The organism is Dolomitihabitans soli (genome assembly GCF_022213955.1).
GTDB classification, from domain to species: Bacteria; Actinomycetota; Actinomycetes; order Streptosporangiales; family Streptosporangiaceae; genus Streptosporangium_A; species Streptosporangium_A soli.
Window position 1 is genome coordinate 269,841 of the sequence record NZ_JAKNTW010000007.1, and the last position, 24,978, is coordinate 294,818.

The 24,978-nt window shown below is 70.1% G+C and carries 21 protein-coding genes; 6 read left to right on the forward strand and 15 right to left on the reverse strand.

What is annotated here, in order from left to right; translation table 11 throughout:
- Positions 1-48: 48 nt before the first annotated feature.
- Positions 49-912 (reverse strand): tRNA (adenine-N1)-methyltransferase, encoded by an 864-nt coding sequence (locus tag MBA17_RS16760; RefSeq protein ID WP_238497401.1) that lies wholly within the window; start codon positions 910-912, stop codon positions 49-51.
- A gap of 87 nt (positions 913-999) precedes the next feature.
- Between MBA17_RS16760 and MBA17_RS16765 the strand changes: the two genes are divergently transcribed.
- The gene (locus MBA17_RS16765; RefSeq protein WP_238497402.1) at positions 1,000-2,097 is read left to right on the forward strand and encodes a GNAT family N-acetyltransferase; all 1,098 of its coding nucleotides are present in this window, start codon (positions 1,000-1,002) and stop codon (positions 2,095-2,097) included.
- A 5-nt stretch (positions 2,098-2,102) separates the two neighbouring features.
- On the opposite strand, the gene MBA17_RS16770 is transcribed toward MBA17_RS16765, so the two are convergent.
- Positions 2,103-2,288, reverse strand: a complete 186-nt coding sequence (locus tag MBA17_RS16770; protein WP_238497403.1) for a hypothetical protein — start codon at positions 2,286-2,288, stop codon at positions 2,103-2,105.
- Between the two features lie 249 nt (positions 2,289-2,537).
- Between MBA17_RS16770 and MBA17_RS16775 the strand changes: the two genes are divergently transcribed.
- Positions 2,538-3,017, forward strand: coding sequence for a GAF domain-containing protein (locus tag MBA17_RS16775; RefSeq protein ID WP_238497404.1), 480 nt, complete (start codon positions 2,538-2,540; stop codon positions 3,015-3,017).
- 47 nt (positions 3,018-3,064) lie between these two features.
- Here the strand turns inward: MBA17_RS16775 and MBA17_RS16780 are convergent, their stop codons facing one another.
- Entirely contained in the window at positions 3,065-3,853 is a 789-nt protein-coding gene (locus tag MBA17_RS16780; protein ID WP_238497405.1) for a serine/threonine-protein kinase, read from the reverse strand.
- Between the two features lie 109 nt (positions 3,854-3,962).
- Between MBA17_RS16780 and MBA17_RS16785 the strand changes: the two genes are divergently transcribed.
- The gene (locus MBA17_RS16785; protein WP_238497406.1) at positions 3,963-6,047 is read left to right on the forward strand and encodes a cation:proton antiporter; all 2,085 of its coding nucleotides are present in this window, start codon (positions 3,963-3,965) and stop codon (positions 6,045-6,047) included.
- A gap of 99 nt (positions 6,048-6,146) precedes the next feature.
- Here MBA17_RS16785 and MBA17_RS16790 read toward each other — a convergent pair whose 3' ends face one another.
- From MBA17_RS16790 to MBA17_RS16805, 4 genes are all read right to left on the reverse strand, one after another.
- The gene (locus MBA17_RS16790) at positions 6,147-7,790 is read right to left on the reverse strand and encodes an FHA domain-containing protein (RefSeq protein WP_238497407.1); all 1,644 of its coding nucleotides are present in this window, start codon (positions 7,788-7,790) and stop codon (positions 6,147-6,149) included.
- Positions 7,787-8,227, reverse strand: coding sequence for a hypothetical protein (locus tag MBA17_RS16795; RefSeq protein ID WP_238497408.1), 441 nt, complete (start codon positions 8,225-8,227; stop codon positions 7,787-7,789). The genes MBA17_RS16790 and MBA17_RS16795 overlap by 4 nt, the downstream gene beginning before the upstream one ends.
- A gap of 12 nt (positions 8,228-8,239) precedes the next feature.
- A complete protein-coding gene (locus MBA17_RS16800) occupies positions 8,240-9,775 on the reverse strand; it encodes a hypothetical protein (RefSeq protein WP_238497409.1) in 1,536 nt (511 codons plus the stop codon).
- Positions 9,776-9,944: 169 nt separating this feature from the next.
- Positions 9,945-11,039 (reverse strand): site-2 protease family protein, encoded by a 1,095-nt coding sequence (locus MBA17_RS16805; protein WP_238497578.1) that lies wholly within the window; start codon positions 11,037-11,039, stop codon positions 9,945-9,947.
- Positions 11,040-11,200: 161 nt separating this feature from the next.
- Here MBA17_RS16805 and MBA17_RS16810 point away from each other — a divergent pair, with 161 nt between their 5' ends.
- From MBA17_RS16810 to MBA17_RS16820, 3 genes are all read left to right on the forward strand, one after another.
- Positions 11,201-12,073, forward strand: coding sequence for a RecB family exonuclease (locus tag MBA17_RS16810; protein WP_238497410.1), 873 nt, complete (start codon positions 11,201-11,203; stop codon positions 12,071-12,073).
- Between the two features lie 83 nt (positions 12,074-12,156).
- On the forward strand, positions 12,157-13,338 hold the full coding sequence (locus MBA17_RS16815) for a sensor histidine kinase (RefSeq protein ID WP_238497411.1): 1,182 nt from the start codon (positions 12,157-12,159) through the stop codon (positions 13,336-13,338).
- A gap of 2 nt (positions 13,339-13,340) precedes the next feature.
- Complete coding sequence (locus MBA17_RS16820; RefSeq protein ID WP_238497412.1) at positions 13,341-14,024, forward strand: response regulator; 684 nt, start codon at positions 13,341-13,343, stop codon at positions 14,022-14,024.
- A gap of 3 nt (positions 14,025-14,027) precedes the next feature.
- Here MBA17_RS16820 and MBA17_RS16825 read toward each other — a convergent pair whose 3' ends face one another.
- The 8 genes from MBA17_RS16825 to metH form a co-directional block, all read right to left on the reverse strand.
- A complete protein-coding gene (locus MBA17_RS16825; RefSeq protein ID WP_455432773.1) occupies positions 14,028-15,098 on the reverse strand; it encodes an ABC transporter ATP-binding protein in 1,071 nt (356 codons plus the stop codon).
- Positions 15,095-16,120, reverse strand: coding sequence for an ABC transporter ATP-binding protein (locus tag MBA17_RS16830; protein ID WP_238497413.1), 1,026 nt, complete (start codon positions 16,118-16,120; stop codon positions 15,095-15,097). The genes MBA17_RS16825 and MBA17_RS16830 overlap by 4 nt, the downstream gene beginning before the upstream one ends.
- On the reverse strand, positions 16,117-17,130 hold the full coding sequence (locus MBA17_RS16835; RefSeq protein ID WP_238497414.1) for an ABC transporter permease: 1,014 nt from the start codon (positions 17,128-17,130) through the stop codon (positions 16,117-16,119). The genes MBA17_RS16830 and MBA17_RS16835 overlap by 4 nt, the downstream gene beginning before the upstream one ends.
- 64 nt (positions 17,131-17,194) lie before the next feature.
- On the reverse strand, positions 17,195-18,955 hold the full coding sequence (locus tag MBA17_RS16840) for an ABC transporter substrate-binding protein (RefSeq protein ID WP_238497415.1): 1,761 nt from the start codon (positions 18,953-18,955) through the stop codon (positions 17,195-17,197).
- A gap of 53 nt (positions 18,956-19,008) precedes the next feature.
- Complete coding sequence (locus MBA17_RS16845) at positions 19,009-20,001, reverse strand: ABC transporter permease (protein WP_238497416.1); 993 nt, start codon at positions 19,999-20,001, stop codon at positions 19,009-19,011.
- A 272-nt stretch (positions 20,002-20,273) separates the two neighbouring features.
- Positions 20,274-20,756 (reverse strand): cellulose synthase, encoded by a 483-nt coding sequence (locus tag MBA17_RS16850; protein WP_238497417.1) that lies wholly within the window; start codon positions 20,754-20,756, stop codon positions 20,274-20,276.
- Positions 20,757-20,850: 94 nt separating this feature from the next.
- Entirely contained in the window at positions 20,851-21,501 is a 651-nt protein-coding gene (locus MBA17_RS16855; protein ID WP_238497418.1) for an HAD family hydrolase, read from the reverse strand.
- Positions 21,494-24,958 carry a methionine synthase gene (metH, locus tag MBA17_RS16860; protein WP_238497419.1) on the reverse strand — a complete coding sequence of 1,155 codons (3,465 nt, stop codon included), beginning with the start codon at positions 24,956-24,958 and terminating at the stop codon, positions 21,494-21,496. The genes MBA17_RS16855 and metH overlap by 8 nt, the downstream gene beginning before the upstream one ends.
- Between the last annotated feature and the right edge of the window lie 20 nt (positions 24,959-24,978).

The window sequence follows — 24,978 nt, forward strand, 5'->3', positions numbered from 1 at the left end:
CTGTTCCCGTGTCATGCCTGTTTCACCGCTGTGGCTGAATCGTCACCTTCACTGAGCACCACTGTCGTCCCCATAGGCCCCCTTCGCCGGGCGTCTGCGGCGCGGCGGGGGTGTGACCCCGTCCGCCATGCGACGGGCGGAGACGAGAAACCCGGTGTGCCCGACCATCCGATGGCCGGGACGGACAGCGAGCCCTTCGACATGCCAGTCGCGGATGAGGGTCTCCCACGAATGCGGCTCCGTGAAACTCCCGTGCTCCCTGATGGTTTCGACGGTGCGCGACATCTGCGTCGTCGTGGCGACGTAGCAGCAGATCACGCCACCGGGCGTCAGCGCCTTCGCCGCGGCGTCCACGCACTCCCACGGAGCGAGCATGTCGAGGATCACCCGGTCGACGTCGGTCTCGTCGAGCGCCGCCACGAAATCGCCCACGACCAGCCGCCACTGCTCCACCGGCCCGCCGTAGAACCGCTCCACGTTCTTGCGCGCCACGTCGGCGAACTCCTCGCGGCGCTCGTAGGAGGTGAGATGGCCGCTCTCCCCCACCGCACGCAGCAGGAAGCAGCTCAGCGCCCCCGAGCCGACGCCCGCCTCGACCACCCGCGCGCCCGGGAACACGTCGGCCATCCCGACGATCATCGCCGCGTCCTTCGGGTAGACCACCGCCGCGCCGCGCGGCATCGAGACCGCGTAGTCCTGCAGGAGGTGCCGGAAGGCCACGTACGGCGTGCCGCCGGAGGACCGCACGACGGAGCCCTCCGGCTGCCCGATCAGCTCGTCGTGCGGGATCGCTCCCTTGTGCGTGTGGAAGGACGCGCCCTCACGCAGCGTCACCGTATGCCGCTTGTCCTTCGGATCGGTGAGCTGAACCTGATCGCCGGGCTGGAACGGCCCGTGCCTGCGGAAACCCATGCCGGAAAGCGTAGTGTCCGCCGGACGGGCGCAGAGCCGTCGCCTGATGATTCGCCCGGGATGGGGGGATCCTGGTAGCAAGAGGGGGTGTTCACCCCTGAGGTCATTTCCGCGGGCCGCGTGCAGCTGCGGCCACACGAGGAGACCGACGCCGACGCGATCGCCCGTGCCTGCGCCGATCCCCTGATCGCCGAGTTCATCCCCTCGGTGCCCACGCCGTACACGCGTGACGACGCCGTCTCCTTCCTGCAGGCCGCGGCGGCGGCCTGGGTCGCGGGCGCGGCCCAGTTCGCCGTCGCCGATCCGGTGAGCGGCGAGTGGCTGGGCAACATCGGGCTCAAGCCGCCGGACGTGCGCGGCAACGCCGAGATCGGCTACCTGATGGCGCCGTGGGCGCGCGGCAAGGGCTCCGCGACCGCCGCGACGCGGGCCCTGACGGCCTGGGCGTTCGCCCGGGGCGTGGCGCGCGTGGAACTGCTGGCCGACGTGGAGAACGTGGCGAGCCAGCGGGTGGCGTACGCCGCCGGGTTCCTGGCCGAGGGGGTCCAGCGAGGGTGCGAGCCCCGGCGTGACGGGCTGCGGCACGACATGGTGTCCTTCGCCAGGCTCGCCGGCGACCCCGGCGACCCGGTGCGCCCCTACCTGCCGTTCCCGCCCGGCGGATCGCTCACCGACGGGGTGGTGCGGCTTGAGCCGATCACGGTGGCGGACGCGCCCGGCTTCCACCGGATGATGACGGACCCGCTGGTGCTGAGGTACCACGTGCCGCCGGACCCGCCCCCGTTCGAGGAGATCGCCGAGCGGTGCCGGAAGACCGGCATGTGGTGGCTCGCCGGCGAGCGGGCCGAGCTGGCCGTCAAGGACGCGGTGACGGGCGAGTTCGCCGGTCACATCCAGCTCATGCAGATCATGCCGCCGCTCGGCCAGGCCATGGTCGGTTACTCGCTGCTGGCCGGGCACCGGGGCAGGGGTTTCGTCACGCGAGCGGTGAACCTGCTGGCCGGCTGGGCCTTCGAGCACACGGCGCTGCACCGGATCGTGGCGGGCACCGACCCGGACAACACGGCCTCCCAACGGGTGCTCGAACGAGCGGGCTTCACCCGGGAGTCCGTGCAGCGCGCCCTGCTGCCCGGCCCCGACGGCACCCGCCGCGACAACGTGGAATGGGCACGCCTGCGTCCCTGACCCCCTCACCGGATCGCGCCGAGGATCTCGCCCAGCGCCGCCAGTACGTCCCGGTCGCCGGTGAGGCTCAGTTCCGAGACCTGGTGCCCGATCCGCATCATCACGATCACCTCAGCGCCCCGCCCCCGCATCCACACTTCCCAGGACGGTGGCGCCGTGGTGGTCGACGGCTCAACCCGCATCGTGCTCATCGGCTCCCGCTCTTCCACATTCCGGGCCCCCTATACCCGGACAGAGCCGCCGGCGGCCCGCTTGATACACCCGGCGGCGGTGTTCGTCGGGTGTAGGGGGTGGTCAAGTCCCGATTCGGCGGTGATACTCCGATCACCGCCCCTTCACCGCCGTTGCTGTCGAGCGTCCCCCACTCACCGAGGAGAGGGAACCGGATGGGCACGTCAGAGCGCATGTGGCCGGCTTCCGAGGCCGAGGATTCGCTACGGATGCTGATCGCGTCCTTCGCCGGTCATGACCCCGGCGACCTGATCGACCGACTCGTGGAGGCCGCCGCGGCGCTCTGCGCGGTCCGCTGCTCGGGCCTGGTGGAGGTGGAACCCGCCGACGAGCTCGCCTTCCCGATGCGGTCGCGCATCCCGCCCGGCGACCCGCTCCAGGTGAGCCGCTGGGTTCAGGAGAGCGGGGTGCTGAAGATCCTCGCGACGAACTCCGACCCGGTACGGCTGCCGCGTGACGCCGGGATGGGCGACCCGGGATTCCTCGCGGCGCCGATCCCGCTGAGCACGCGCAGGCAGGCGTACCTGTGGGTGGCGGGCCGCCGGTTCGACGGGCACGACGAGGAACTGCTGACCAGGTTCGCGGTGGCGGCCGGACGGGCCCTGGAGGCGGCGTGCGGGTTCGAGGCCGCGACCCGGATGCTGCGGGCCGTACACGCCTTCTCAGCCGCGGAGCGGGCCGTTCCGTGACGGCGTGCCGGTGACGGGGCCGCGGGCCCCGTCACGCTCGGCGGCGGTCACATGGCGAGGGCGTAGAGCCGGTCGGCCAGCCCGGCGGCGGTGAGCCGGTCGGACTCGTCGCCGATGCAGGCGTGGACCAGGTCGGCGACCTCGGGCTCCAGGCCGGGGTTCACCGCCGGCCGGCTGCTGTAGACCTTGCGCAGGGTGAGCAGCGCGTCGTGGGTGGGCAGCTCGCCGTACAGTCCCGCGCCGGTCGCCGCCCAGTGCAGGGTGGCGCCCAGCGACCACACGTCGCCCGCCGGAGTCGGCGTGTCCCCCTGGAGCAACGCGGGGTCGGTGAACTCCACGGAGCCGATGCCGCCCATCCCGGTGACGGTCGCGCCGGGCATCAGGACCTGTGACAGACCGAGGTCGGACAGCTTGCCGCCGTCGCCGGTCAGCAGGACGTTCCCCGGGCGGATGTCACGGTGCACGATGCCCTCCTCGTGCAGCGCCTGGGCCGCCCTGGCCGCGCACGCGATCGCCCGCAGCGTCGTTCCGCGCTCGGGCGGCTCGGACGGCCTGGCCAGCGAGCCGCCGGGGAGGTATTCCATCGAGTAGTAGAACACCCCGCCCTGCTGCCCCGCGTCGTAGAGCGTGACGAGGAACGGCGAGCGCACCGCGGCGAACGCCTTCAGCTCCCTGGTGGCGCGCCTGAACGCGTCCTGCCCGGTGCCGCCCACCACCTTCACCGCGACGTGCTCCGCGTCGACCGGCAGCCGTTCCGGCCGTTTCGCCAGGTAGAACTCCCCGTGGTTGCCCGCGCCCAGCGAACGGACGAACACGTAGTCAGCGATGCCTTCCACTGACGCCTCTCCCTCCCCTGCCCGCGTTCTGTCGCTACGGGCGTTCCCCACACGGTAACGTCGCCGTGGTCATTCTTGGTCTTTTCTTTCCTTTCAGGGAAGGACGCCGATGCTTCGGGTCGACGTGCTGCTGCTGGATCTTATGATCATCCTCGCTGCGGCTCGGCTGCTGGGCGCCCTCGCCAGGCGTCTCGGGCAGCCGCCGGTGATCGGCGAGATCGTCGCCGGCATCCTGCTGGGCCCGACGCTGCTCGGCCCGTTCATCGGCGATGAGCTGTTCGGGCCGGAGATGCTCCCGCCGCTGCAGGCGCTCGCCAACGTAGGCCTGCTGCTGTTCATGTTCGTAGTGGGCCTGGAACTGGACCAGAAGCTGGTCAAGGGCAAGGGCCGGCTCGCCGTGACGGTGGCCGCCGGCTCGACCGTGCTGCCCTTCGTGCTGGGCGTCATCCTCGCGTACGGCCTGGCCGGCGATCACGTCGACGAGGGCAAGACCCTGCCGTTCGTGCTGTTCCTGGGCGCGGCCATGGCCGCCACCGCCTTCCCCGTGCTGGCCCGCATCCTCACCGACCGGGGCATGCACCGCACCACGATCGGCGGCCTGTCGCTGGCCTCCGCCGCCGTCATCGACGTCCTCGCCTGGACCGTGCTGGCGGTCGTCGTCGGCATCGCGGGGGCGGGCGAGGCCGAGGGGCAGTGGAAGGTCCTGCTGGCGTTGCCGTACGCGCTGGTGATGTTCTTCGTTGTGCGGCCGCTGCTGGCGCGGCTGGTGCCCGAGTTCGAGCGGGCGGGGCGGCTGACGCCGGGGCTGCTGGCGGTGGTGCTCATCGGACTGATCGGCTCCGCCTGGGCCACCGAGTGGATGCACGTGCACTTCATCTTCGGCGCGTTCCTCTTCGGGGTGGTGATGCCGCGTACGGGGGCCGAGCGGCTCAACCACCAGATCCTGGAGCGCCTCGAACAACTCGCCGTGCTGTTGCTGCTGCCCGTGTTCTTCGTGGTCGCCGGGCTCAACGTCAACCTGCGCGAGCTCGACGTCTCCAGTATCGGCACCCTGGCGGCGATCCTGGCCGTCGCGATCGGCGGCAAGCTGCTCGGCTCCTACGCCGCGGCCAGGAGCCGGCGGCTGCCCAACCGCCAGTCGTGGGCGCTGGCGACGCTGCTCAACACGCGCGGCCTGACCGAGATCGTCATCCTCACCGTCGGCCTCCAGAAGGGCGTGCTCGACAACGAGCTGTACTCCTTGATGGTGGTCATGGCGCTGGTGACGACCGCGATGACCGGGCCGATGCTGCGCCGCATCTACCCCGAGACGCGGGTGGCCCGCGACATCGCCGAGGCCGAACGGGCCGCGCTCGGCATCACCGCCGCCCACCGCGCGCTGACGGTGCTGCCGGCCACCGCCACCGAGGGCGCCCCGCTCGTCGACCTGACCGCCGCGCTCGCCCGGGCCAAATCACCCGCCGAGGTGATCATCGGCCATCTCCAGCCCTACCCGCCCGGGCGGCTGGAGGTCGGCACGGGCCTGTCCTTCGAGCTCGCCGACATGGCGCAGACCATGCAGGACCTGGAGAACCTGGCCACGCACGCCCGCGCCCGCGGGGCCGAGGTCCGCGTCGTCAGCCGCTTCTCCGCCGACGTCGCGGCCGAGACCCCCGGCCTCGTCTCCTCCGCCCAGCCCGACCTGGTGGTGCTCCCCGCGGACGTCCCCGGGCACGCCGAGATCCACGCCACGGCCGGCTGCCGCGTGATCACCGTCCTGCGCGTCCCCGCCCTCGCCGACCTGTCCTCCGTCCCCCTGCCGGACGCCCCGTCGACGGGCGCGCCCGTGGCGGGTTCCGCCGTCTCCGAGCCCGGTTCCCCTCCCTACGGCGGCGCGTCGCCGATCGCGGTCCATCACTCCTCCGCCGCGGACGCCGCCGCGCACGTGGCGCTGATCCTGGCCCTGACCGGGGGGCGGCCCCTGGTCGTCGTGGGCGGCAGCCGGGCGGCGGGTCTGGCCGGGCGGCTGGCCAAGCTGGGAGTCCAGGCGACGACGGCGGGCGAACCGCCTGCGGACGCCCTGGTGATCGCCCTGGACGAGGGGGATTCCGTCCCCGAGGGCGTGCACCTGCTGGTCCGCCCTGAGCGGGACCCCGACCCGGTCGACTGGCCGGCCGCCGTCTCGGAGCTGCGTCCGACCCCCGCCCCCGCCTGATCCACCGAGCTCCGGGCCCGGGAAGACCTGACGCCCTGAACGCGACAGGGCGCCTCCGCGTGCTGATCCGGTGCCGCCCGCGGTCCGGCGAAGCGGAGGTCAGCGGTTGCGGTGGGACTCGTAACGCATGGTGCGGGACACGCCGATCCGGACGGTGGTGCCCGGGGCGATGGAGACCGCCTCGTTAGGGGGGATGTCGTAGAAGTTGGGGTCGCCGGGCGGCTGGATCTGGGTGCCGTTGACGGAGCCCAGATCGACCAGGTTGACATCCCAGCCGTCGAGGGCCACCCGCAGGTGGCGGCGGGAGACCGAGCCGTCGGGGCTGGTGACCTTGGCGGGCCTGGCGGTGCCCGAGGCGACCTCGGCCGCCCGTTCGGGATCGCGGCCGACCAGGTAGTCGGTGTCGAGGCGGAGGGTCATGCCGTCGTCGAGCAGGAGCACGCCGAGCGGCGGGCGGGGGCCCTTGTAGGGGACGAGGGTGCGCTGGACGAGGGCGATGCCGCACACGGCGCAGTAGGGGACCCGGGGGTCGTTGAAGTGGTCGTTCTTGCAGTCGACGCCGTAGACGAGCGGGCGCGCCTCCGGCTCGGAGTAGTCGGCGGGGGGCTCGGGCTCCCCCTGACCCCCCTGCCCCTGACCCTGACCGTGGTCCGGGACGAGCAGGACGGCCTCGAAGGGCTCGCCGGGGACGCCGTTGTTCCTGTCGTGATCTCCGTCGTCGGCCGGCGGCATGCCGTGGGACATCGGATCGGCGGGCGGGGGCGGCATCAGGTAGGGGTCGGACGGCTGGCCGTGGCCGTACGCGGGCCCAGGACCGGGTCCAGGCCCGTGGCCGTGGCCGTGAGGCGGGCCGCCCAGGCCGGGGCCCATCGGGCCGGTGGGGTTCGGCGGCATCGGGGGCGGGGGCATGGGGGACGGCGGCATGGGGTCGGCGCCGAGCGGATACGGGGGCTGCTGCCCCATCGGCGGCATCGGGGGCGGTGGCGGCGCCTCCGGCTCGAAGAACGGCGCCGGACGATCCCCGCTCTGCCCTGAGCGGCCTGCGCCCGGTCCCGGGTGGTCGCCGGTGGAGCCCGGAGGGTCGAATCCCGGCCCTGGGGGTTCGGCGGCCGGTGCGGAGTGCTCGGCGGCCGTCTCGGAGCGGGCGGGCATGGCGCTCTGGCCGCCCGGAGAAGGCGCCTCCTCCATCACGGGCGCCGGCATGGCCGGGAAGGACTCGTGACTCGACGTGGCCGGGGCCGCGGCGAGCGGGCGGGCGGGCGCGGCGCCACCGTCGGCGCAGTCGCAGCTCACGCCGCCGCCGACGACGACACCGTCGTCCAGCCGTACCTGGGGATGGGCGGTGCCGGCTCCCGGGAGGCGCAGCTCGACCTGGCTGACCGGGCCGGGCACGAGCCGGTCGGTCCAGGTCAGCGAGTCGGTGCCGGCGAGGCGGACCTCGCCGGTCGCGGCCGCCACCGTCGCCGCGGCCTCGCCGCTGACGAGCACGGCGACGCCGCCCGCGGTGGGCCCGGCCACGGCGCACGCGGTGGGCGCGGCCGACATGTCACGGGCGAGCACCTGGGCGGCCCGGCGGGCCAGCGCCCTGCCGTCGCCGCCGGAGGCCGCGGTCTCGCGGAGCGCCCCCAGCAGCTCGGAGACGACGGCGTCGGCCGCGTCGCACACCAGGAGCAGGCCACCCACATGGGCGACCAGCCCGTTGCCCGGAAGTGGGCGAACCACTCCGAAGCCCTGGTCGGTCACAGAACTCTCCCTCCCCGGAAACGCCACCTGATGAACGGCACCCGCATCGGACCGTTGGCCACCAGCCACACACACATCCATACCACCAGGAAGTGCGTCCAGAACGCGGCGGCGGGCGGAGCCGGATCGATGAAGCCCACTGCACCGGACCGTAGCAAAAAGAACAGTAGTAGTCCTTCGGGGATGAGTGTTAACAAACCGAACAGCGTCGGCCAGTCCTTCTCCCAGCGGAACTGCATGAGGAAGTGGTAGAGGAGCTCCCAGACGAGCCCGAGGACGGCGACCATGGCCAGCACCAGGATGGCGCTGAGGTACAGGTCGCCGAGCGGGCCTTCGGTGCCGGGCAGGATGGGGACGATGAGCAGGGTGACGATCAGCCCGACGGTGGCCAGGAGGAACAGCCGCGTCTGGAGGCGTCCGAACAGCGTGGGTACCACGGGAGATCTCCTTTACACCGTCGAGTTACGGGCCCACTTGAACCACTGGCTCGTCGAGCGCAGCGGCCCCATCTTGCGGCAGAAGCCCCGTCGCGCGAGGTCGTCGGCGATCTCCTGGGCGGCGACCTGCAGCCCGAGGAAGGTGTCGACGCCGGGGAAGTAGCCGCCCAGGGTGGCCGAGCCGGAGGCGTAGAGCGCGCCGTCGCCGCTGGCGGTGCCCTTCACCTCGAAGTGCCGCTCGACCTCCAGCCGGCCGATCGGGTTGCGGAACGCCCCGCCGTACTCCAGGAGGTCGGCGAAGACCCGGTGCTCGGCGATGTCGGCCTCCAGGCCGGTGCAGTCGATGATGTAGTCGGAGACGGGTTGCCGGATGGTCCCGTCCTTGCTGCGCACGTAGCTGGTCATCCGGCCGTCGGGGCTGGGCTCGACCCGCTCGACCGTGCCCTGCACCGCGTGGTAGTAGCCGCCCTCGCGGCCGGCCTGCATCTGCTCCTGCCACCGGCGGCGGTAGGGCGTGTTGGTGCCGCCCATCGCCTTGTACTTCTTCGCGCGGGCCTCGCCGTCGAGCTTGCGCATCTCGGCCTTGAGCTGGCCGCCCCACACCGACTTGGGGTAGTTGAAGCCCTGGTAGGCCCAGCCGTCGCCGCCCTTACGGCGTGACCAGGCGTTGGGGCCGTGTGAGCCGGAGACGAAGGTGCGGAAGATGTGCACGATCTGCGTCTGCAGGTTGAGCCGCTCGCGGTCGTCGAACAGGCGCTGGAGCACCCGGGAGGCGACGATGCCGCCGCCGCGGATCACCACGGTGCCGGGCCGGGTCTTGAGGAACTCGTAGACCTGCTCGTGCGGCTCGTAGGCGTTGACCACGTGCTGGTAGTCGCCGTGCCGCTGGCGGAACTCCTGCAGATCGGGCAGGAACTTCAGGCCGGGGTAGCCGACGGCGAGGTGCACGAACCTGGAGCGGAAGACGACCCGCTTGGTCGGCGAGGCGCCCTCGGGCGGGGTGACGACGGTGAAGTAGCCGCCGCCGACGCGCCGGCGGACCATCCGGACCTGGCCCTTGACCAGCATGTCCCAGTAGTTGATGCGCTTGGCCTCGCGCTCCAGGCACTGGAACACGGTGCCCGCCCTGGGCGTCCAGTAGTCGTTGATGATCGGCTCGGTCAGGATGTGCCAGAGGTAGCCGACCTTCTTCTCCTTCCACGCCTCTTCCAGGGCGTAGGAGGGAAAGCCCCACAGGTTGTCCGGCCGTGACGACGAGTCGGAGCGGATCCGCTCGGGCCGGGGGATCTGCGAGCACCGTGTGAGGAACTCGTACGTCTGCCACGGGTGGTCGATGTTCGAGATCACCCGCATCTGGGAGGTGGGAACTCCGTAGATCCGCAGGTAGTCGACGGTGACGAAGGACCCCATGCCACCCCCGATCGTGAGAAAGGGGATGTCGTTCATGGGAATGCCCGCCGCGGCGACCATCTGGTCGGTCCACTCGGGAGCGGAGAGCAGCTCCGGTGTGAGATCACCGGGCTGAGCCGGTCGATGGGGGGTTGCCAATTGATGAGTCCCTACAGGTAGCTCGGCCAACCTGATCAGCTGGCCAAGACATTAGTCGCGGCACGCGCCGAAAACGAGTAGGACAAACCGGTGCGATCTTCCCCCCGCACCGCTTCCTGGTCTTCGTACGCTACTCCGTCTGACGCCCGGGAAGGTGAATAGGTTCGCCTCACACCCCGCTGAAGACCCGGTTGACGTCGGCGGTGGTGAGCACGCCGTACACCTCGCCACCCCGTTCGACGAGGAGATACTCCCCCGCGGGGGTGTCGCGCATCGCGTCGATCAGCTCCTCGCCCGTCAGGTCGGCGGGCAGCACCAGCGACGGCTCCAGGCTGCGGGCCAGCGACCCCGCCGTGACCCACGGCCTGCGCTGCTCGGGCGTCGCCTCGACCGCGGCCTCGTTGACGAGCGCGATGGGGCGGCCGTCGTGGTCGACGACCACCATGGCGCCCGCCTTGGCCTCCGACGCCCGGCGCAGCGCCTCGGCGAGCGGGACGTCGGGGGTCACCGGGATCGCCCTCCTGGCCAGTGAGCGCGCGTTCACCTGGGGGATGCGGGCGCGGACCCGCGCGGAGCGCAGCGCCTGGGTGGCGCCGAACCAGATGAACCCGGCCAGCAGCACCGACCACAGCACGAACGGGGTGGCCGGCGCCTGGCCGCTCATCAGCGCCAGCGCGAACGGCACCGCCACCAGCACGATGGCCAGCCCTCTGCCGCCCCACGCGGCGGCCACGGTGCCCGAGCCGGAACTGCCGGACGCCTTCCACACTCCGGCGCGCAGCATCCGGCCGCCGTCGAGCGGCAGGCCGGGCAGCAGGTTGAACACGCCGACGATCAGGTTGGCCACCCAGAGCTGCCAGGTGAGCACGCCCAGGATGCCGCCCTCGGGCACGACGAACACGTCGAGCAGGAACCCGGCCGCGGCCAGCCCGAGCGAGAGCAGCGGCCCGACGAAGGCGACCATGAACTCCTTGCCGGGGGTCTCGGGCTCGCGCTCGATCTCCGACACCCCGCCGAGGAGGTAGAGGGTGATCCTGCGGACCGGCAGGCCGTACCACTTGGCCATCACGCAGTGGGCGAGCTCGTGCAGCAGGACCGAGAGGTAGAGGAGCACCGCGAAGGCGAAGGCCACGCCGTAACTCGCCACCTCGTTCAGCCCGGGCAGGCTGATCTGGACGTTCTCCTTGTAGGTGATCGTGATGAACGCCGCGACGATGAACCAGGTCGGGGAGACGTAGACGGGGATGCCGAATGGCCGTCCCATCCGCAGCCCCGGGGATTTCTGCTGTGGGCTCTCGGTGCTCACTTGCCTCGCTCCGCCTTCTGCCGCGTCCGCATCGTCGATCTCGATGCTACGCGCCGCGGGCTCCGGTTCGGCCGGAGCGGCGCACGAAGTGTCGGTGCCGTGGCCTACAGTTTCGTGGCATGGCGGAGAGCACGGCGACCGAGCAAGTGATCATAGGGGCGCTGTCGCCGTCCCGGGCCGGCGATTTCATGACGTGCCCGTTGCTCTACCGGTTCCGGGTGATCGACCGGCTGCCGGAGCGGCCCTCCCAGGCGGCCGTGCGCGGCACGGTGGTGCACTCGGTGCTGGAGCGGCTCTACGACCTCCCGGCGGCCGACCGCACCGTCCAGGCCGCGCTGGGGCTGCTGGAGCCGCAGTGGCTGCGCCTGCTGGAGGGTGAGCCCGACTACGCGGAGATGTTCGCCGACGACGAGGAGCGGGCCCGGTGGCTCGGCGAGGCGCGCACCATGCTGGAGCGCTACTTCACACTGGAGGACCCCAGCCGCCTGGAGCCCGCGGAGCGCGAACTGTACGTGGAGGCGGTGCTCGACAGCGGGCTGCTGCTGCGCGGCTACATCGACCGGGTCGACGTGGCGCCCACCGGCGACGTCCGCGTGGTCGACTACAAGACGGGCACCGCTCCCAGGCGTGACTTCGAGGCCAAGGCGTTGTTCCAGATGAAGTTCTACGCCCTGGTGCTGTGGCGGCTGAACGGCACCGTGCCGCGCCTGTTGCAGCTCATCTACCTGGGCAACGGCGAGGTCGTGCGCTACGAGCCCGACGAGGCCGACCTGCGGGCCACCGAGCGCAAGGTCGGCGCCCTGTGGCAGGCGATCGAGCGGTCGCTGACCACCGGCGAGTGGCGGGCCAGGCCGAGCCGGCTGTGCGACTGGTGCGACCACCAGGCCCTGTGCCCCGAGTTCGGGGGCACTCCCCCGCCGCTGCCGGAGCGGCGGCCCGGCGACACGATGGCCGGCAGCAGACGCCGCAGGGCCGCCACAGACGAACTTTGAGGCGTTGTGCTCCTCCCCGAGGAGGAGACGGTTCTCCACCCACGGCAGGGTGGCCGTCCGGAGTGAAGTTCTACATTTAAGGCGTGCGCACCACTCTGACCTGGCTTCGCGAGCATCCGCTGGTCCCCGACTCGGTCCTCGCGGTGCTGCTGACCGCCGGTGCGATCCCCGTGGCCCATCTCTCCCTCCCCGGCGACTGGCAGCCGCAGCCTCCCGACGCGCTCAGCGTCACGCTGATCTCACTGGGCTGCCTGAGCCTCGTCCTGCGCCGGCTGCGCCCTTTTCTGCTGTTGTGCGTGCTGGAGGTGGTCCGGGCGGTGCTGGTGCTGCTGGATCACAACAGTTCCCTGCTCGGGCTCGCGCTGATGATCCTCATCTACACGATCGCCGCGCACCGGGGGCTGGCGCTGAGCCTGGCCGCGCTGTCCATCGACCTGTTCGTCTACCTGGTGTCGGTCGCGATGGGCGTGTCCGAGGACGCGCGCATGGGCCAGGTGCTCACCGCGGTGTTCACCGTGACGGTGTGGGTGATCGGGCGGAGCGTACGGCTGCGCCGCGCCTACCTGGCCGAACTGCGTGACCGGGCCGAACGGCTGGAGCGGGCCAGGGAGTCCGACACCCGGGCGGCCAGGGCCGAGGAACGGTCGAGGATCGCCCGCGAACTGCACGACGTGGTGGCCCACCACGTGAGCGTGATGACCGTGCAGGCCGCCGCGGCCAGGCGGGTGCTCACCACCAACCCCGAGGGGGCGGCGGAGGCGCTGTCGGCGATCGAGGCGATGGGACGCACCGCGATGTCGGAGATGCGCGACATCGTGGGCGTGCTGCGGATGGACGGCAACGGGCCCGCCGAGCGGGGGCCCCAGCCCGGCCTGCAGGAACTGCCGTCGCTGGTGGAGCAGATGCGCGAGGCCGGGCTGTCCACCCAGCTGTGGATGGAGGGCCGCCGGGCGGTGCTGCCGCCGGGGATCGACCTGGCCGCCTATCGGCTGATCCAGGAGGCGCTGACCAACACGCTCCGCCACGCGGGGCCGGCCGCACGGGCCTGGGTGACCGTACGGCAGGAGCCGGGTGAGTTCACGGTGCACATCGAGGACGACGGGCTGGGCACGGGCGGCCATCCCGAGCGGGCGGACACACGGCGATCGGGTCACGGTCTGGTGGGGATTCGCGAGCGGGTGGCTCTCTATGGTGGAATCTTGAGGATCGGCCCGCGCCCCGGGGGCGGTTTTGAGGTAAAGGCCCGTTTCCCGCTCAAGGACTGACTATGACGATCAGGGTTTTGCTGGTGGACGACCAGCCGCTGCTCCGCACCGGCTTCCGGTTGATCCTGGAGGCGGAGCCGGAGGTCACGGTGGTGGGTGAGGCCGGAGACGGGAAGGCCGCCCAGGAGCAGTCGAGGGCGCTGATGCCCGACGTGGTGCTGATGGACGTCCGGATGCCGGGGGTCGACGGCATCGAGGCCACCCGCAGGATCGTGCGGGAGGCCGCCTCGGGATCGCACGTGCCCAAGGTGCTGGTGCTGACCACCTTCGACCTCGACGAGTACATCGTCGAGGCGCTGCGGGCCGGGGCCAGCGGTTTCCTGCTGAAGGACGTGCCGCCGGAGGAGTTGGTGCAGGCCATCCGGGTCGTCGCCGCGGGGGACGCGATCGTGGCGCCGAGTGTGACCCGCCGTCTGCTCGACAGGTTCGCCAGCCGCCTGCCCTCGGCGTACCAGCAGTCCACGCCCGCCCGGCTGGACCGGCTCACCGAGCGGGAACTGGAGGTCCTCCAGCTGATCGCCCGCGGCATGTCGAACGCGGAGATCGCCGCCAAGCTGGTGGTGAGCGAGACCACGGTGAAGACCCACGTCGGCAACGTGCTGACCAAACTGGCGCTGCGCGACCGGGTCCAGGCCGTGGTGCTCGCCTACGAGACCGGGCTGATCACCCCTGGCGCCATCCCCTGATCCTCACGCGACGGCCGGGCCGTTCTGCTGGGCCGCCGGCTCGGCCAGGCCGTCCCTCGGGGCGGCGGGCTCCGCGTCGGCCGGGCTGTTCTCCGGGAAGTGACAGGCCACCCGGTGACCGCTCGCCAGCTCCTCCAGCGGGGGCTCGACCGTCCTGCACACCTCCTGAGCCTTCCAGCACCGCGTGTGGAACCGGCAGGCGGGCGGCGGGTTCAGCGGCGAGGGCACGTCGCCGGTGAGCCTGATCCGCTCGCGGTCGGTGCGCCGCTTCGGGTCCGGAATCGGCACCGCCGACATCAGCGCGTTGGTGTACGGATGCATCGGCGAGCTGTAGAGACTCTTACGGTCCGCCACCTCGACGATCTTCCCGAGGTACATCACCGCGACCCGGTCGGAGATGTGCCGGACCACCGACAGGTCGTGCGCGATCACCACATAGGTCAGGTCCAGCTCGTTCTGCAGGTCCTCCAGCAGGTTGACGACCTGGGCCTGGATGGACACGTCGAGGGCGGAGACCGGCTCGTCGGCGATGATCAGCTTGGGTTTCAGCGCGAGGGTCCGCGCGATGCCGATGCGCTGCCGCTGGCCGCCGGAGAACTCGTGCGGGTAGCGGTTGTAGTGCTCGGGGTTGAGACCGACGAGCTCCAGGATCTCCTGGACCGCCTTCTTGGTGCCGTGTTCCGTCTTGATGCCCTGGATCCGGAACGGCGCCCCCACGATCGATCCCACGGTGTGCCGCGGGTTCAGCGACGAGTACGGGTCCTGGAAGATCATCTGCATGTCGCGCCGCAACGGCCTGAGCCGTCCCTGCGACATGTGCGAGATGTCCTGCCCTTCGAAGGTGACCGTGCCCCCCGTCGGCTCCAGCAGCCGGGTGATCAGCCGGCCCGTCGTCGACTTGCCGCAGCCGGACTCCCCGACCAGGCCGAGGGTCTCCCCCTTGTAGACGTCGAAGGAGATGCCGTCGACCGCCTTGACCGCTCCCACCTGACGCTTGAGCAGCCCCTTCGTCACCGGGAAGTGCTTCTCCAGCCCTTGGACCGACAGCAGCGGCTCGTTCGGTGGCGTGCTCACGTGGTCTCCATCATCGGCTTGACGTCGTTCTCCCAGAGGCTCCGCCGCTCGGCACGGGGCAGATGGCAGCGCACCAGGTGGCCGCCGTCGGTCTCCGTCAGCTCCGGCACCTGCGAGACCGACTTCCCCTCGGTCCGCTCGGCGTACGGGCAGCGGGGATGGAACGAGCACCCGGACGGCACGTTGATCAGCGACGGCGGGCTGCCCTTGATCGGCAGCAGCCGCTCGCTCGCCTCCCGGTCGAGCCTGGGCATGGAGCCGAGGAGTCCCCAGGTGTAGGGGTGCTCGGGGCGGTAGAAGATGTCCTCCGCGTTGCCGTACTCGATGCACTTGCCGCCGTACATCACCAGGATGTCGTCGGCGAGCTCCGCCACGACGCCCAGGTCGTGGGTGATGATGATCAGCGCGGAGTCGAACTCGCTCTGCAGGTCGCGCATGAGGTCGAGGATCTGCGCCTGTACCGTCACGTCGAGCGCGGTGGTCGGCTCGTCGGCGATGAGCAGCTCCGGGTCGCACGACAGCGCCATGGCGATCATCGCTCGCTGCCGCATGCCGCCGGAGAAGTGGTGCGGGTAGTCGTCGACCCGTCTGCTCGGCTCGGGGATGCCCACCCGGCCGAGCATGTTGATCGCGTGCTTGCGCGCGACGCTCTTGGAAACGTCGTGGTGCACCCGGTACGCCTCGATGATCTGGGCGCCCACGGTGTAGAAGGGATGCATCGCCGACAGCGGATCCTGGAAGATCATCGCCATCTTCTTGCCGCGCAGCTGTCGCACGTGCTCGGGAGTGGCGCTGACCAGTTCCTCGCCGTCGAGCCAGATCTCACCGGAGATCTTCGCCGGCCCGCCCTTGTGCAGCCCCAGGATGCCGAGGCTGGTGACGCTCTTGCCGGAGCCGGACTCGCCCACGATGCCGAGCGTCTTGCCGCGCTCCAGCGAGAACGACAGCCCGTCGACGGACCTGACCAAGCCGTCGTCGGTCGGGAAGTGGACGCGCAGGTCCTTCAGTTCAAGGAAGCTCATGACAGTCTCACCCTCGGGTCGACCACGGCGTAGAGGAGGTCGACGATCAGGCTCGCCAGGACGACGAAACAAGCGGTCAGCAGCGTGACCCCCATCACCTTGGGCAGGTCGTTGTTGGCGATGGCGTCGATGGCGTACTTGCCCAGCCCGGGGAGGCTGTAGGTGCTCTCGGTCAGCACCGCGCCGCCGATCAGCAGGCCGAAGTCGAGGCCGAAGAGGGTCAGGATCGGGGTCAGCGCGGCGCGCAGGCCGTGTTTGACCACCACCTCACGTTCTCGCAGGCCCTTCGCGCGGGCCGTGCGTATGTAGTCTTCCCCCATGGTCTCCAGCATGCCCGCCCTGGTCAGCCGGGCATACGTCGCGGCGAACAGGAAGGCCAGGGTGATCCACGGCAGGATCAGGTTGTAGGCCCACTCGCCGGGATTCTCCCCGAAGTCGGTCCACGAACCGCCGGGCGCCGTCAGGTTCAGCCCGTAACTGAAGACCACCAGGGTGACCATGCCGGTGAAGAAGATCGGCAGTGAGACGCCCGCCAGTGCCGTGCCCATCGCCAGCCGGTCGAAGAAGCTGCCGCGGCGCAGCGCGGACACCACTCCCGTGGACACGCCGGCGATCAACCAGATGATCGCGGCGCCGAGCGCCAGGGAGAAGGTCACGGGCATCCGGTCGAGCAGGTCCGGCCAGACCGGTTGCTGGTTGAGGAAGGAGTAGCCCAGGCACGGCACCGGGCAGTGTTCGACCCCGGTCCCGTAGTCGTACTCGGCCCCCACCACGATGCCCTTCGCGAAGCGGGCGTACTGCACCACGACCGGATCGTTGAATCCCAGCCGCTCGGCGATCAGCTGGACGGTCTCCGGAGTGGCCGCCCGGCCGACGTACCTTGAGGCGAACGCCTCCGGGGTCGCCCCCGCGAGCTGGGGGACGACGAAGAAGATCGCGAAGGTGACCATGCTGACGACCACGAGCATGGCTACCGCGCCGATCAGGCGTCTGATGACATATGTGAGCACCGTATCCGGCCGGCCACCTTCTGCCTCCACCTGCCTTCGCTGGTTCTCGGGCGATCCGTGGTGACTACTGGACGCCGAGCATCGAGTAGTCGTACATCGACTGGCCTTCGTTGTAGAACTGGTTCGTCACACCCTGGCCGCGCATGAGCAGCGACTTCGCCCACAGCACCGGCAGGATGGACGCGTCCTCCATGACCTTCTTGTCCGCGTCGACCCAGAGCTTCTCGCGCGCGGTCTGGTCGAGCTCCGCGGACGCCTGGTCGACCAGCTTGTCGACGTCGGTGTTCTTCACGCTGAGGTTGTAGTTACCCGCGTCACGAATGGTCCGGCTGTCGATGATGGCCTGCAGGAAGCCGTATCCGTCAGGCCAGTCGGAACCCCACCCGTGGGCGGCGAGGCCGATGCCGTTCTTCTTGACGTACTCCGGGTTGCCCGCGTAGTTGGAGAAGTAGTCGGACGCCGGGAAGCCCTTCAGGGTCAGCTTGATGCCGACCTTGGCGAGCGACTGCTCCATCGCCTCGGCGAGCGCCTTCTCGCGCGGCCTGTCGGCCCGGAAGGACATGATCGTCTCGAACCCGTCAGGCTTGCCGCAGGCGGCGAGCTCCTCCTTGGCCTTGGCCACGTCGCCCTTGAAGCCGGCGGAGGGGTAGGGGTCGAACTTCTCCTGGCCGGAGATGCCGGGGGGCATCACGTTCGTGGCGATCTCGCCGCCGGAGAACTCGCCTCCGTACGCGGTCTGGTTGGAGACCTTGTCCGCGGCGTACTGCACGGCGCGACGGCAGTGCACGTCGTTCAGCGGGGCGACGTCCGGGATGACCGAGATGAACCAGAGCCTGGGGATCGTCGGGTTGTCGGTGCGGCCCTTGAGCGCGGGGTCGGGCAGGACCTTGCCCAGCGCGGCGGGCTGCATGCCGGTGCCCGGGATGTCCACGTGGATGTCGCCGGCGATCAGCCGGTTGTCCAGGTCGTCGGCGTTGACCTGGAGCTGGACCTCGATCTTGTCCGGCAGCGCCGGGCGGTTCGGGTCGGTCGCCGGGTCCCAGTTCGGGTTGCGGACCAGGGTGAAGCGCTTGTCGATCTCGTTGGTCTCGAACATGTACGGACCAGAGGAGATCACGTGCTCCTGGTACTTCGCACCGGTGTCCTTGGCCTGCGGCACGGGGGCCGTCATCGGCATCTGCACGATGTAGTCGAAGGACGCGAACGGCTTCTTCAGCTTGAAGACGATCGTCTGGTCATCAGGGGTCTCGATCGCCGACTTGATGTCGGCGTCCTTGTCCTTGATGGCGCCCTTGTAGTCCTTGGGCCAGTCGAGCAGCTCGTTCAGGTACGAGGGGCCGTGCGCGAACACCTCCTTGTCGAAGGACCTGGCCACCGCGTAGGCGACGTCCTTGGAGGTGATCGGCGTGCCGTCCTCGAACTTCAGGCCGGACTTGAGCTTGTAGGTCCAGGTCTTGCCTTCGTCACCCGGCACGCCGAGGGCCTCGGCGAGGTCGGGGACCACCTGGTTGCCCTCGGGCCCGGGAACCGGCTTGTACGTGGTCAGCGTCCGCCAGTAGTAACGGCCGAAGTTGAAGGAGTAACCGTAGTAGGTGTCACCCGGGTCCAGGCTGTCCCAGTTGCCGGAGTGGGCGTACTTGAGTGTCCCGCCCTTCTTCGTGGAAGGGTTGAACACCTTTGTCAGCCCGGCGTTGAACTCCTGTTTGACGGCATCTGCCCCCTTCGCACCGGGCTCTTGGGGGGTTCCACCGCCTCCGCCGCAGGCAGAGAGCACCAGGGCAAGGACCGCTCCCGCGGCCGCTGCCGATGCCGTTTTCCTTCTCATCTACTTTGCTCCCCTTGGTTAATTGGAGGTGGGGGCCGGAATGTCGAAGCCGGTCAGCGGGCGCGCGGGTCGAAGGCGTCCCGCAGTCCATCGCCGAACAGGTTGAACGCCAGGACGGTGATGAAGATCGCCAATCCCGGGAACAGGACGAAGTGCGGAAGCGTGTAGAAACGCACCGCTTCCGAAAGCATGCCGCCCCACGTCGGGGTCGGCGGGTTGATGCCGACGCCGAGGAACGAGAGGGCCGCCTCGAACAGGATGTTCGTCGGGATCAGCAGGGTCGCGTACACCAGGATAGGCGCCATCAGGTTGGGCAGGATCTCGCGGAAGATGATGTACGTGTGGCGCGCGCCGAGGCTGCGCGAGGCGTCGACGAACTCCCGCTCACGAAGCGACAGCGTCTGACCGCGGATGATGCGCCCGATGTACGGCCAGCTGAAGAAGCCGATGATGAAGACGAGGAGGGCGATGCGCAGCCCGTTGCCGGAGAGGCCGAATCCCTCGTCCGGGATGACCCCGGCCAGCGCGATCGCGAAGACCAGGAGCGGGAAGGCGAGGAAGACGTCCATGATCCGGCCGATCACGTTGTCGACCCAGCCGCCGAAGTAGCCCGCGACCACGCCCATGACGGTGCCGATCACCACGGACACGAGGGTGGCGAGAAAGCCGATCAGGAGCGAGATCCAGGCCCCCGCCACGATCCGGCTGAAGATGTCACGCCCGTTCACCGGCTCGACACCGAACAGGAAGTCCCAGCTGACGCCGCCGAAGGTGCCCTTCGGGCTCAGGGTGGCGGAGTCGATCTGGTCGGGGTGGAACTCCAGCGGCGGATGGCCGAACGCCGAGACGATGACCGAGGAGAAGACGGCGACCAGGATCAGGAAGATCACTGTGATCCCGCCGCCCATGGCGACCTTGTCACGCTTCAACCGGGTCCAGGCGATACGGCTGAGCGAGCGTCCCTCGATCACCTTGCCCGACCCGGCGAGCACTGACTCCGGCTGAGCCTCCGTGGCCGAGCCGGAGACGTCAAGCGGTGCGGTCATGCTTGGCCCCCTGGGTCGCAGACGACGTCGTCCGATAGGTGCGGGTATGCACCCTCAAGGTGGAAACCGCTTGGTACGGCCCCCGGAGGCAGAATGTATGGCCTGAGCTGCGCTGACTAGCCCCTTGGCCACCTATGTGGCTCAACTGTGATTCACGCGAAATTCATTCGTATCGATCTTGAGCGGTTTGTCTGCAACACGTTCTAGTTCTGTCTTGGTTTCGTGACATTCCTTCGGGGGCGTCACCCAACGTGAGGATACCGCTAGTGGAGTCAGCTGATGCCACGACGCTTGAGAAGATCCTCGATGTCGCCGAAGTCATCGTCGGCGGCCTTCTTCGGCGCGGCCTGCTTGGCGCGCGCTGGCTCGGTGGCAGGCGCCTGGGCCGCCGTGGCGGGCAGGCCGGCGCGGCGCGGCGCCGACGGGGCGGCGGCGGGCTCGGCCTTGGCACCCGCCCGGCCCCTCAGCACCCCGGAGACGAGGTAGAGCACCACGGCGAGGCCGGTCAGCCCCACGCCGATCCACACGGACGGCGAGAACACCAGCCCGGTCACGAAGCGGACGGCGGCGGTGCCCATCGCCCACAGGGTGGACAACGCGCCCGTCAGATAGGCCGCCATGGGGATCAGCGACCACGCCGCCCCCCGCAGGCCCGCCGCCGCGCCCTTGCGCCGCAGCAGCAGGAAGCTCAACACCAGCCCCACACCGGTCACCCCGGCGCACAGCGGCAACCACGCGATCTGTTCAAACGGCATAACGGCCGCCCCTCATCTCGGCTTCACCCACTCCATCCTGTCACGCGGGAGGGCGCCGTCCTCTCCTACCAGGGGCGGAGAAATCCCCTAGGGGTCATTCGAAAAACCGACGCAGCAGGGCGAGATCCACCTGCCGCAGCGAGCCGACGATCATACGGCCGGGCGCGACCGGAATCGGCAGCACGCTCGGCACCGCCACCACCCGGCACCCGGCCGCGGTGGCCGCCGTCACACCGTTCGGGGAGTCCTCCAGCACGACGCAGCGCCCCGGGTCGGCGCCCACCAGCCGCGCGGCGGTCAGGTAGGGCTCAGGGTCCGGCTTGGTCCTGGTGACGTCGTCGCCGGTCACCACGTGGTCGAAGTGGTGGCGGCCGATGGTCCTCAGGCACGCGTCGGCGATCGGCCTGACCGAGGAGGTGACCAGGGCGGTGGGCCAGCCCGCCTGCCGTACGGCCGTGAGGAGGTCGGCGGCGCCTGGCATGAGCTCGGCGCCGTCCTCCAGCCGGTCGGTCATGCCCTGGAGCATCCAGGCCGCCACGTCGGCCGGGTCGGCCTCGGACTCGGCAGCGCCGAGCATGTAGGCGACGGTGGCCGGCATCGAGCCGCCGACCAGATGCTCCTGGTCCTCCGGGCCCCAGCTTCCGCCGAGGCGTTTCATGACCTCGGCCTCGACCTCGAACCACACCTTCTCGGTGTCGACGAGCAGCCCGTCCATGTCGAAGAAGACGGCATCGGGGTCAGACATTGAAGTATTTGGCCTCGGGGTGATGGACGACGAGGGCGGAGGTCGCCTGCTCGGGGTGGAGCTGGAACTCCTCCGAGAGGGTCACCCCGATCCGCGAGGGATCGAGCAGCTCCATCACCTGCACCTGGTCCTCCAGATTGGGGCAGGCCGGGTAACCGAAGGAGTAGCGGCAGCCCCGGATGTTGACCTTGAGCATGTCCTCCAGTGCCTCGTCACCGCCGATGCCGAGCTCCGCGCGGGTCCTGGCGTGCCAGTATTCCGCCAGGGCCTCGGTGAGCTGGACCGAGAGGCCGTGCAGCTCCAGGTAGTCGCGGTAGGCGTCCTTGGCGAACAGCTCGGCGGTCGCCTCAGAGATCTTGTTGCCCATCGTGGCCACCTGGAAGGAGACCACGTCGACCTCGCCGGAGTCGCGGGAGCGGAAGAAGTCGGACAGGCACAGGTGCCGGTCGCGGCGCTGGCGCGGGAAGGTGAACCGGGTGCGCTCGTTACCCGCGTCGTCGAGGATGATCAGGTCGTCGCCCGAGCTCACGCACGGGAAGTAGCCGTAGGCGACGGCCGCCTCCAGCAGACCCTCCGTCTGCATGCGCTCCAGCCACATCCGCAGGCGCGGACGGCCCTCGGTCTCGACCAGTTCCTCGTAGCTCGGCCCGCCGCCGCCCCGGGTGCCCTTCAGGCCCCACTGGCCCATGAAGGTGGCGCGCTCGTCGAGGAAGGCCGCGTAGTCGGCCAGCGGGATGCCCTTGACCACACGGTCGCCGGTGAACGGCGCCACGGGCACCGGGTTGTCGGCCGCGACGTCGGAGCGGGCGGGCAGCTCCGCGACCGGCGTGCGGTCCAGCACGGCGCCGCTCTTGACCCGGCGCGCGCGCAGCGGCGGCAGCTGGGCGCCCGCGACTCCGCGCTTGACGGCCATGTAGGCGTCCATCAGCCGCAGGCCCTCGAAGGCGTCGCGGGCGTAGCGCACGTCGCCCTGGAACAGCTCGGCGAGGTCCTGCTCGACGTACGCGCGGGTCAGCGCGGCGCCGCCGAGGAGCACGGGGTACTTCTTGGAGATGCCCCGGGAGTTCATCTCCTCCAGGTTCTCCTTCATGATGACCGTCGACTTCACCAGCAGCCCGGACATGCCGATCACGTCGGCGGCCTTGTCCTCGGCGGTCTCCAGGATCGCCGACACCGGCTGCTTGATGCCGAGGTTGACCACCTCGTAGCCGTTGTTGGACAGGATGATGTCGACCAGGTTCTTGCCGATGTCGTGGACGTCGCCCTTGACGGTGGCCAGCACGATGCGGCCCTTGGTCTCGCCCTCGACCCGGTCCATGTGCGGCTCCAGGTAGGCCACGGAGGTCTTCATCACCTCGGCCGACTGGAGCACGAACGGGAGCTGCATCTGGCCGGAGCCGAACAGCTCGCCGACGGTCTTCATGCCGTCGAGCAGCACGTCGTTGACGATCTCCAGGGCGGGGCGCTGGGCGAGCGCCTCGTCCAGGTCGACCTCCAGGCCCTTGCGCTCGCCGTCGACGATGCGCCGCTTGAGCCGCTCCCACAGCGGCAGGCCGGCCAGCTCGGCGGCCTTGCTCTCCCTCATCGCGGCGGCGTCGACCCCGGCGAACAGGTCCAGGTACCGCTGCAGCGGGTCGTACCCCTCGCGGCGGCGGTCGTAGACCATGTCGAGGGCGACCTGGCGCTGCTCGTCGGGGATGCGGGCCATCGGCAGGATCTTCGAGGCGTGCACGATGGCCGAGTCGAGCCCGGCGTTGACGCACTCGTTGAGGAAGACGCTGTTGAGCACCATGCGGCCGGCCGGGTTGAGACCGAAGGAGATGTTCGACAGGCCGAGCGTGGTCTGCACGTCGGGGTAGCGCCGCTTCAGCTCCTTGATGGCCTCGATGGTCGCCAGGCCGTCCTTCCTCGTCTCCTCCTGACCGGTGGCGATGGGGAAGGTGAGGCAGTCGATGATGATGTCGGAGACCTGCATGCCCCAGTTGGCGGTCAGGTCCTCGATCAGCCGGGTGGCGACCCTGACCTTCCAGTCGGCGGTGCGGGCCTGGCCCTCCTCGTCGATGGTGAGCGCCACGACGGCGGCGCCGTGCTCGCGGACCAGGCGCATGGTCTTCTGGAACCGCGAGTCGGGACCGTCGCCGTCCTCGTAGTTGACCGAGTTGATCATCGCGCGACCGCCGAGCATCTCCAGCCCGGCCTCCAGCACCGCGGGCTCGGTCGAGTCGAGCATGACCGGCAGGGTGGAGGCGGTCGCGAAGCGGAACGCCAGCTGCTTCATGTCGGCGACGCCGTCACGGCCGACGTAGTCGATGCACAGATCGAGCATGTGCGCGCCGTCGCGGGCCTGGTTGCGCGCGATGTCGACGCACTCCTCCCAGTCCTCGGCGAGCATGGCCTCGCGGAACGCCTTGGAGCCGTTGGCGTTGGTGCGCTCGCCGATGGCCAGGTAGGAGGTGTCCTGCCGGAACGGCACGTGCTGGTAGAGAGAGGCCGCACCCGCCTCGGGGCGCGGCCGGCGAGGGGCGACCTCGCGGCCTCTGACCCGTTCGACCACCTGGCGCAGGTGCTCGGGGGTGGTGCCGCAGCAGCCGCCGACGAGGGAGAGGCCGTAGTCGCCGGTGAACCCCTCGTGCGCGTCGGCGAGCTCGCTCGGGGACAGCGGGTAGTAGGCGCCGTCGGAGGTGAGCTGGGGCAGGCCCGCGTTGGGCATCGCGGACAGCGCCAGCCGGGAGTGCCTGGCCAGGTAGCGCAGGTGCTCGCTCATCTCGGCCGGCCCGGTGGCGCAGTTGAGGCCGATCAGGTCGACGCCGAGCGGCTCGATCGCGGTCAGCGCCGCGCCGATCTCGGAGCCGAGCAGCATCGCGCCGTTGGTCTCGATGGTGACCTGGGTGATGATCGGCACATCGCGGCCCGCGGCCTCGATCGCCCGCTTGGCGCCGATGATGGCCGCCTTGACCTGGAGCAGGTCCTGGCAGGTCTCGATGATCAGCGCGTCGGCCCCGCCGGCGACCAGCCCCGCGGCGTTGTCGCGGTAGGCGTCGCGCAGGGTCGCGAACGGCAGATGCCCGAGTGTGGGGAGCTTGGTGCCCGGCCCCATGGAACCCAGCACGAAACGGGGATGGCCGGGAGTGGACCAGCGGTCGGCCTGTTCCCTGGCGATCCTCGCGCCCGCCTCGGAGTATTCGTAGACCTTGTCGGCGATGCCGTACTCGGCCAGGGCGGCCAGGTTGGCGCCGAAGGTGTTGGTCTCGACGCAGTCGACGCCGACCTCGAAGTAGGCGTCGTGCACGGCCCTGACGATGTCGGGCCGCGAGACGTTGAGCACCTCGTTACAGCCTTCTTGGCCCTCGAAGTCGTCGAGCGTGACGTCGTGGGCCTGCAGCATCGTCCCCATCGCCCCGTCGGCGACTACGACGCGCTCGGCCAGGACTTCTCGCAAGGACGGTCCGCTAGTCATGCCCACCAGCCTATCGGGAT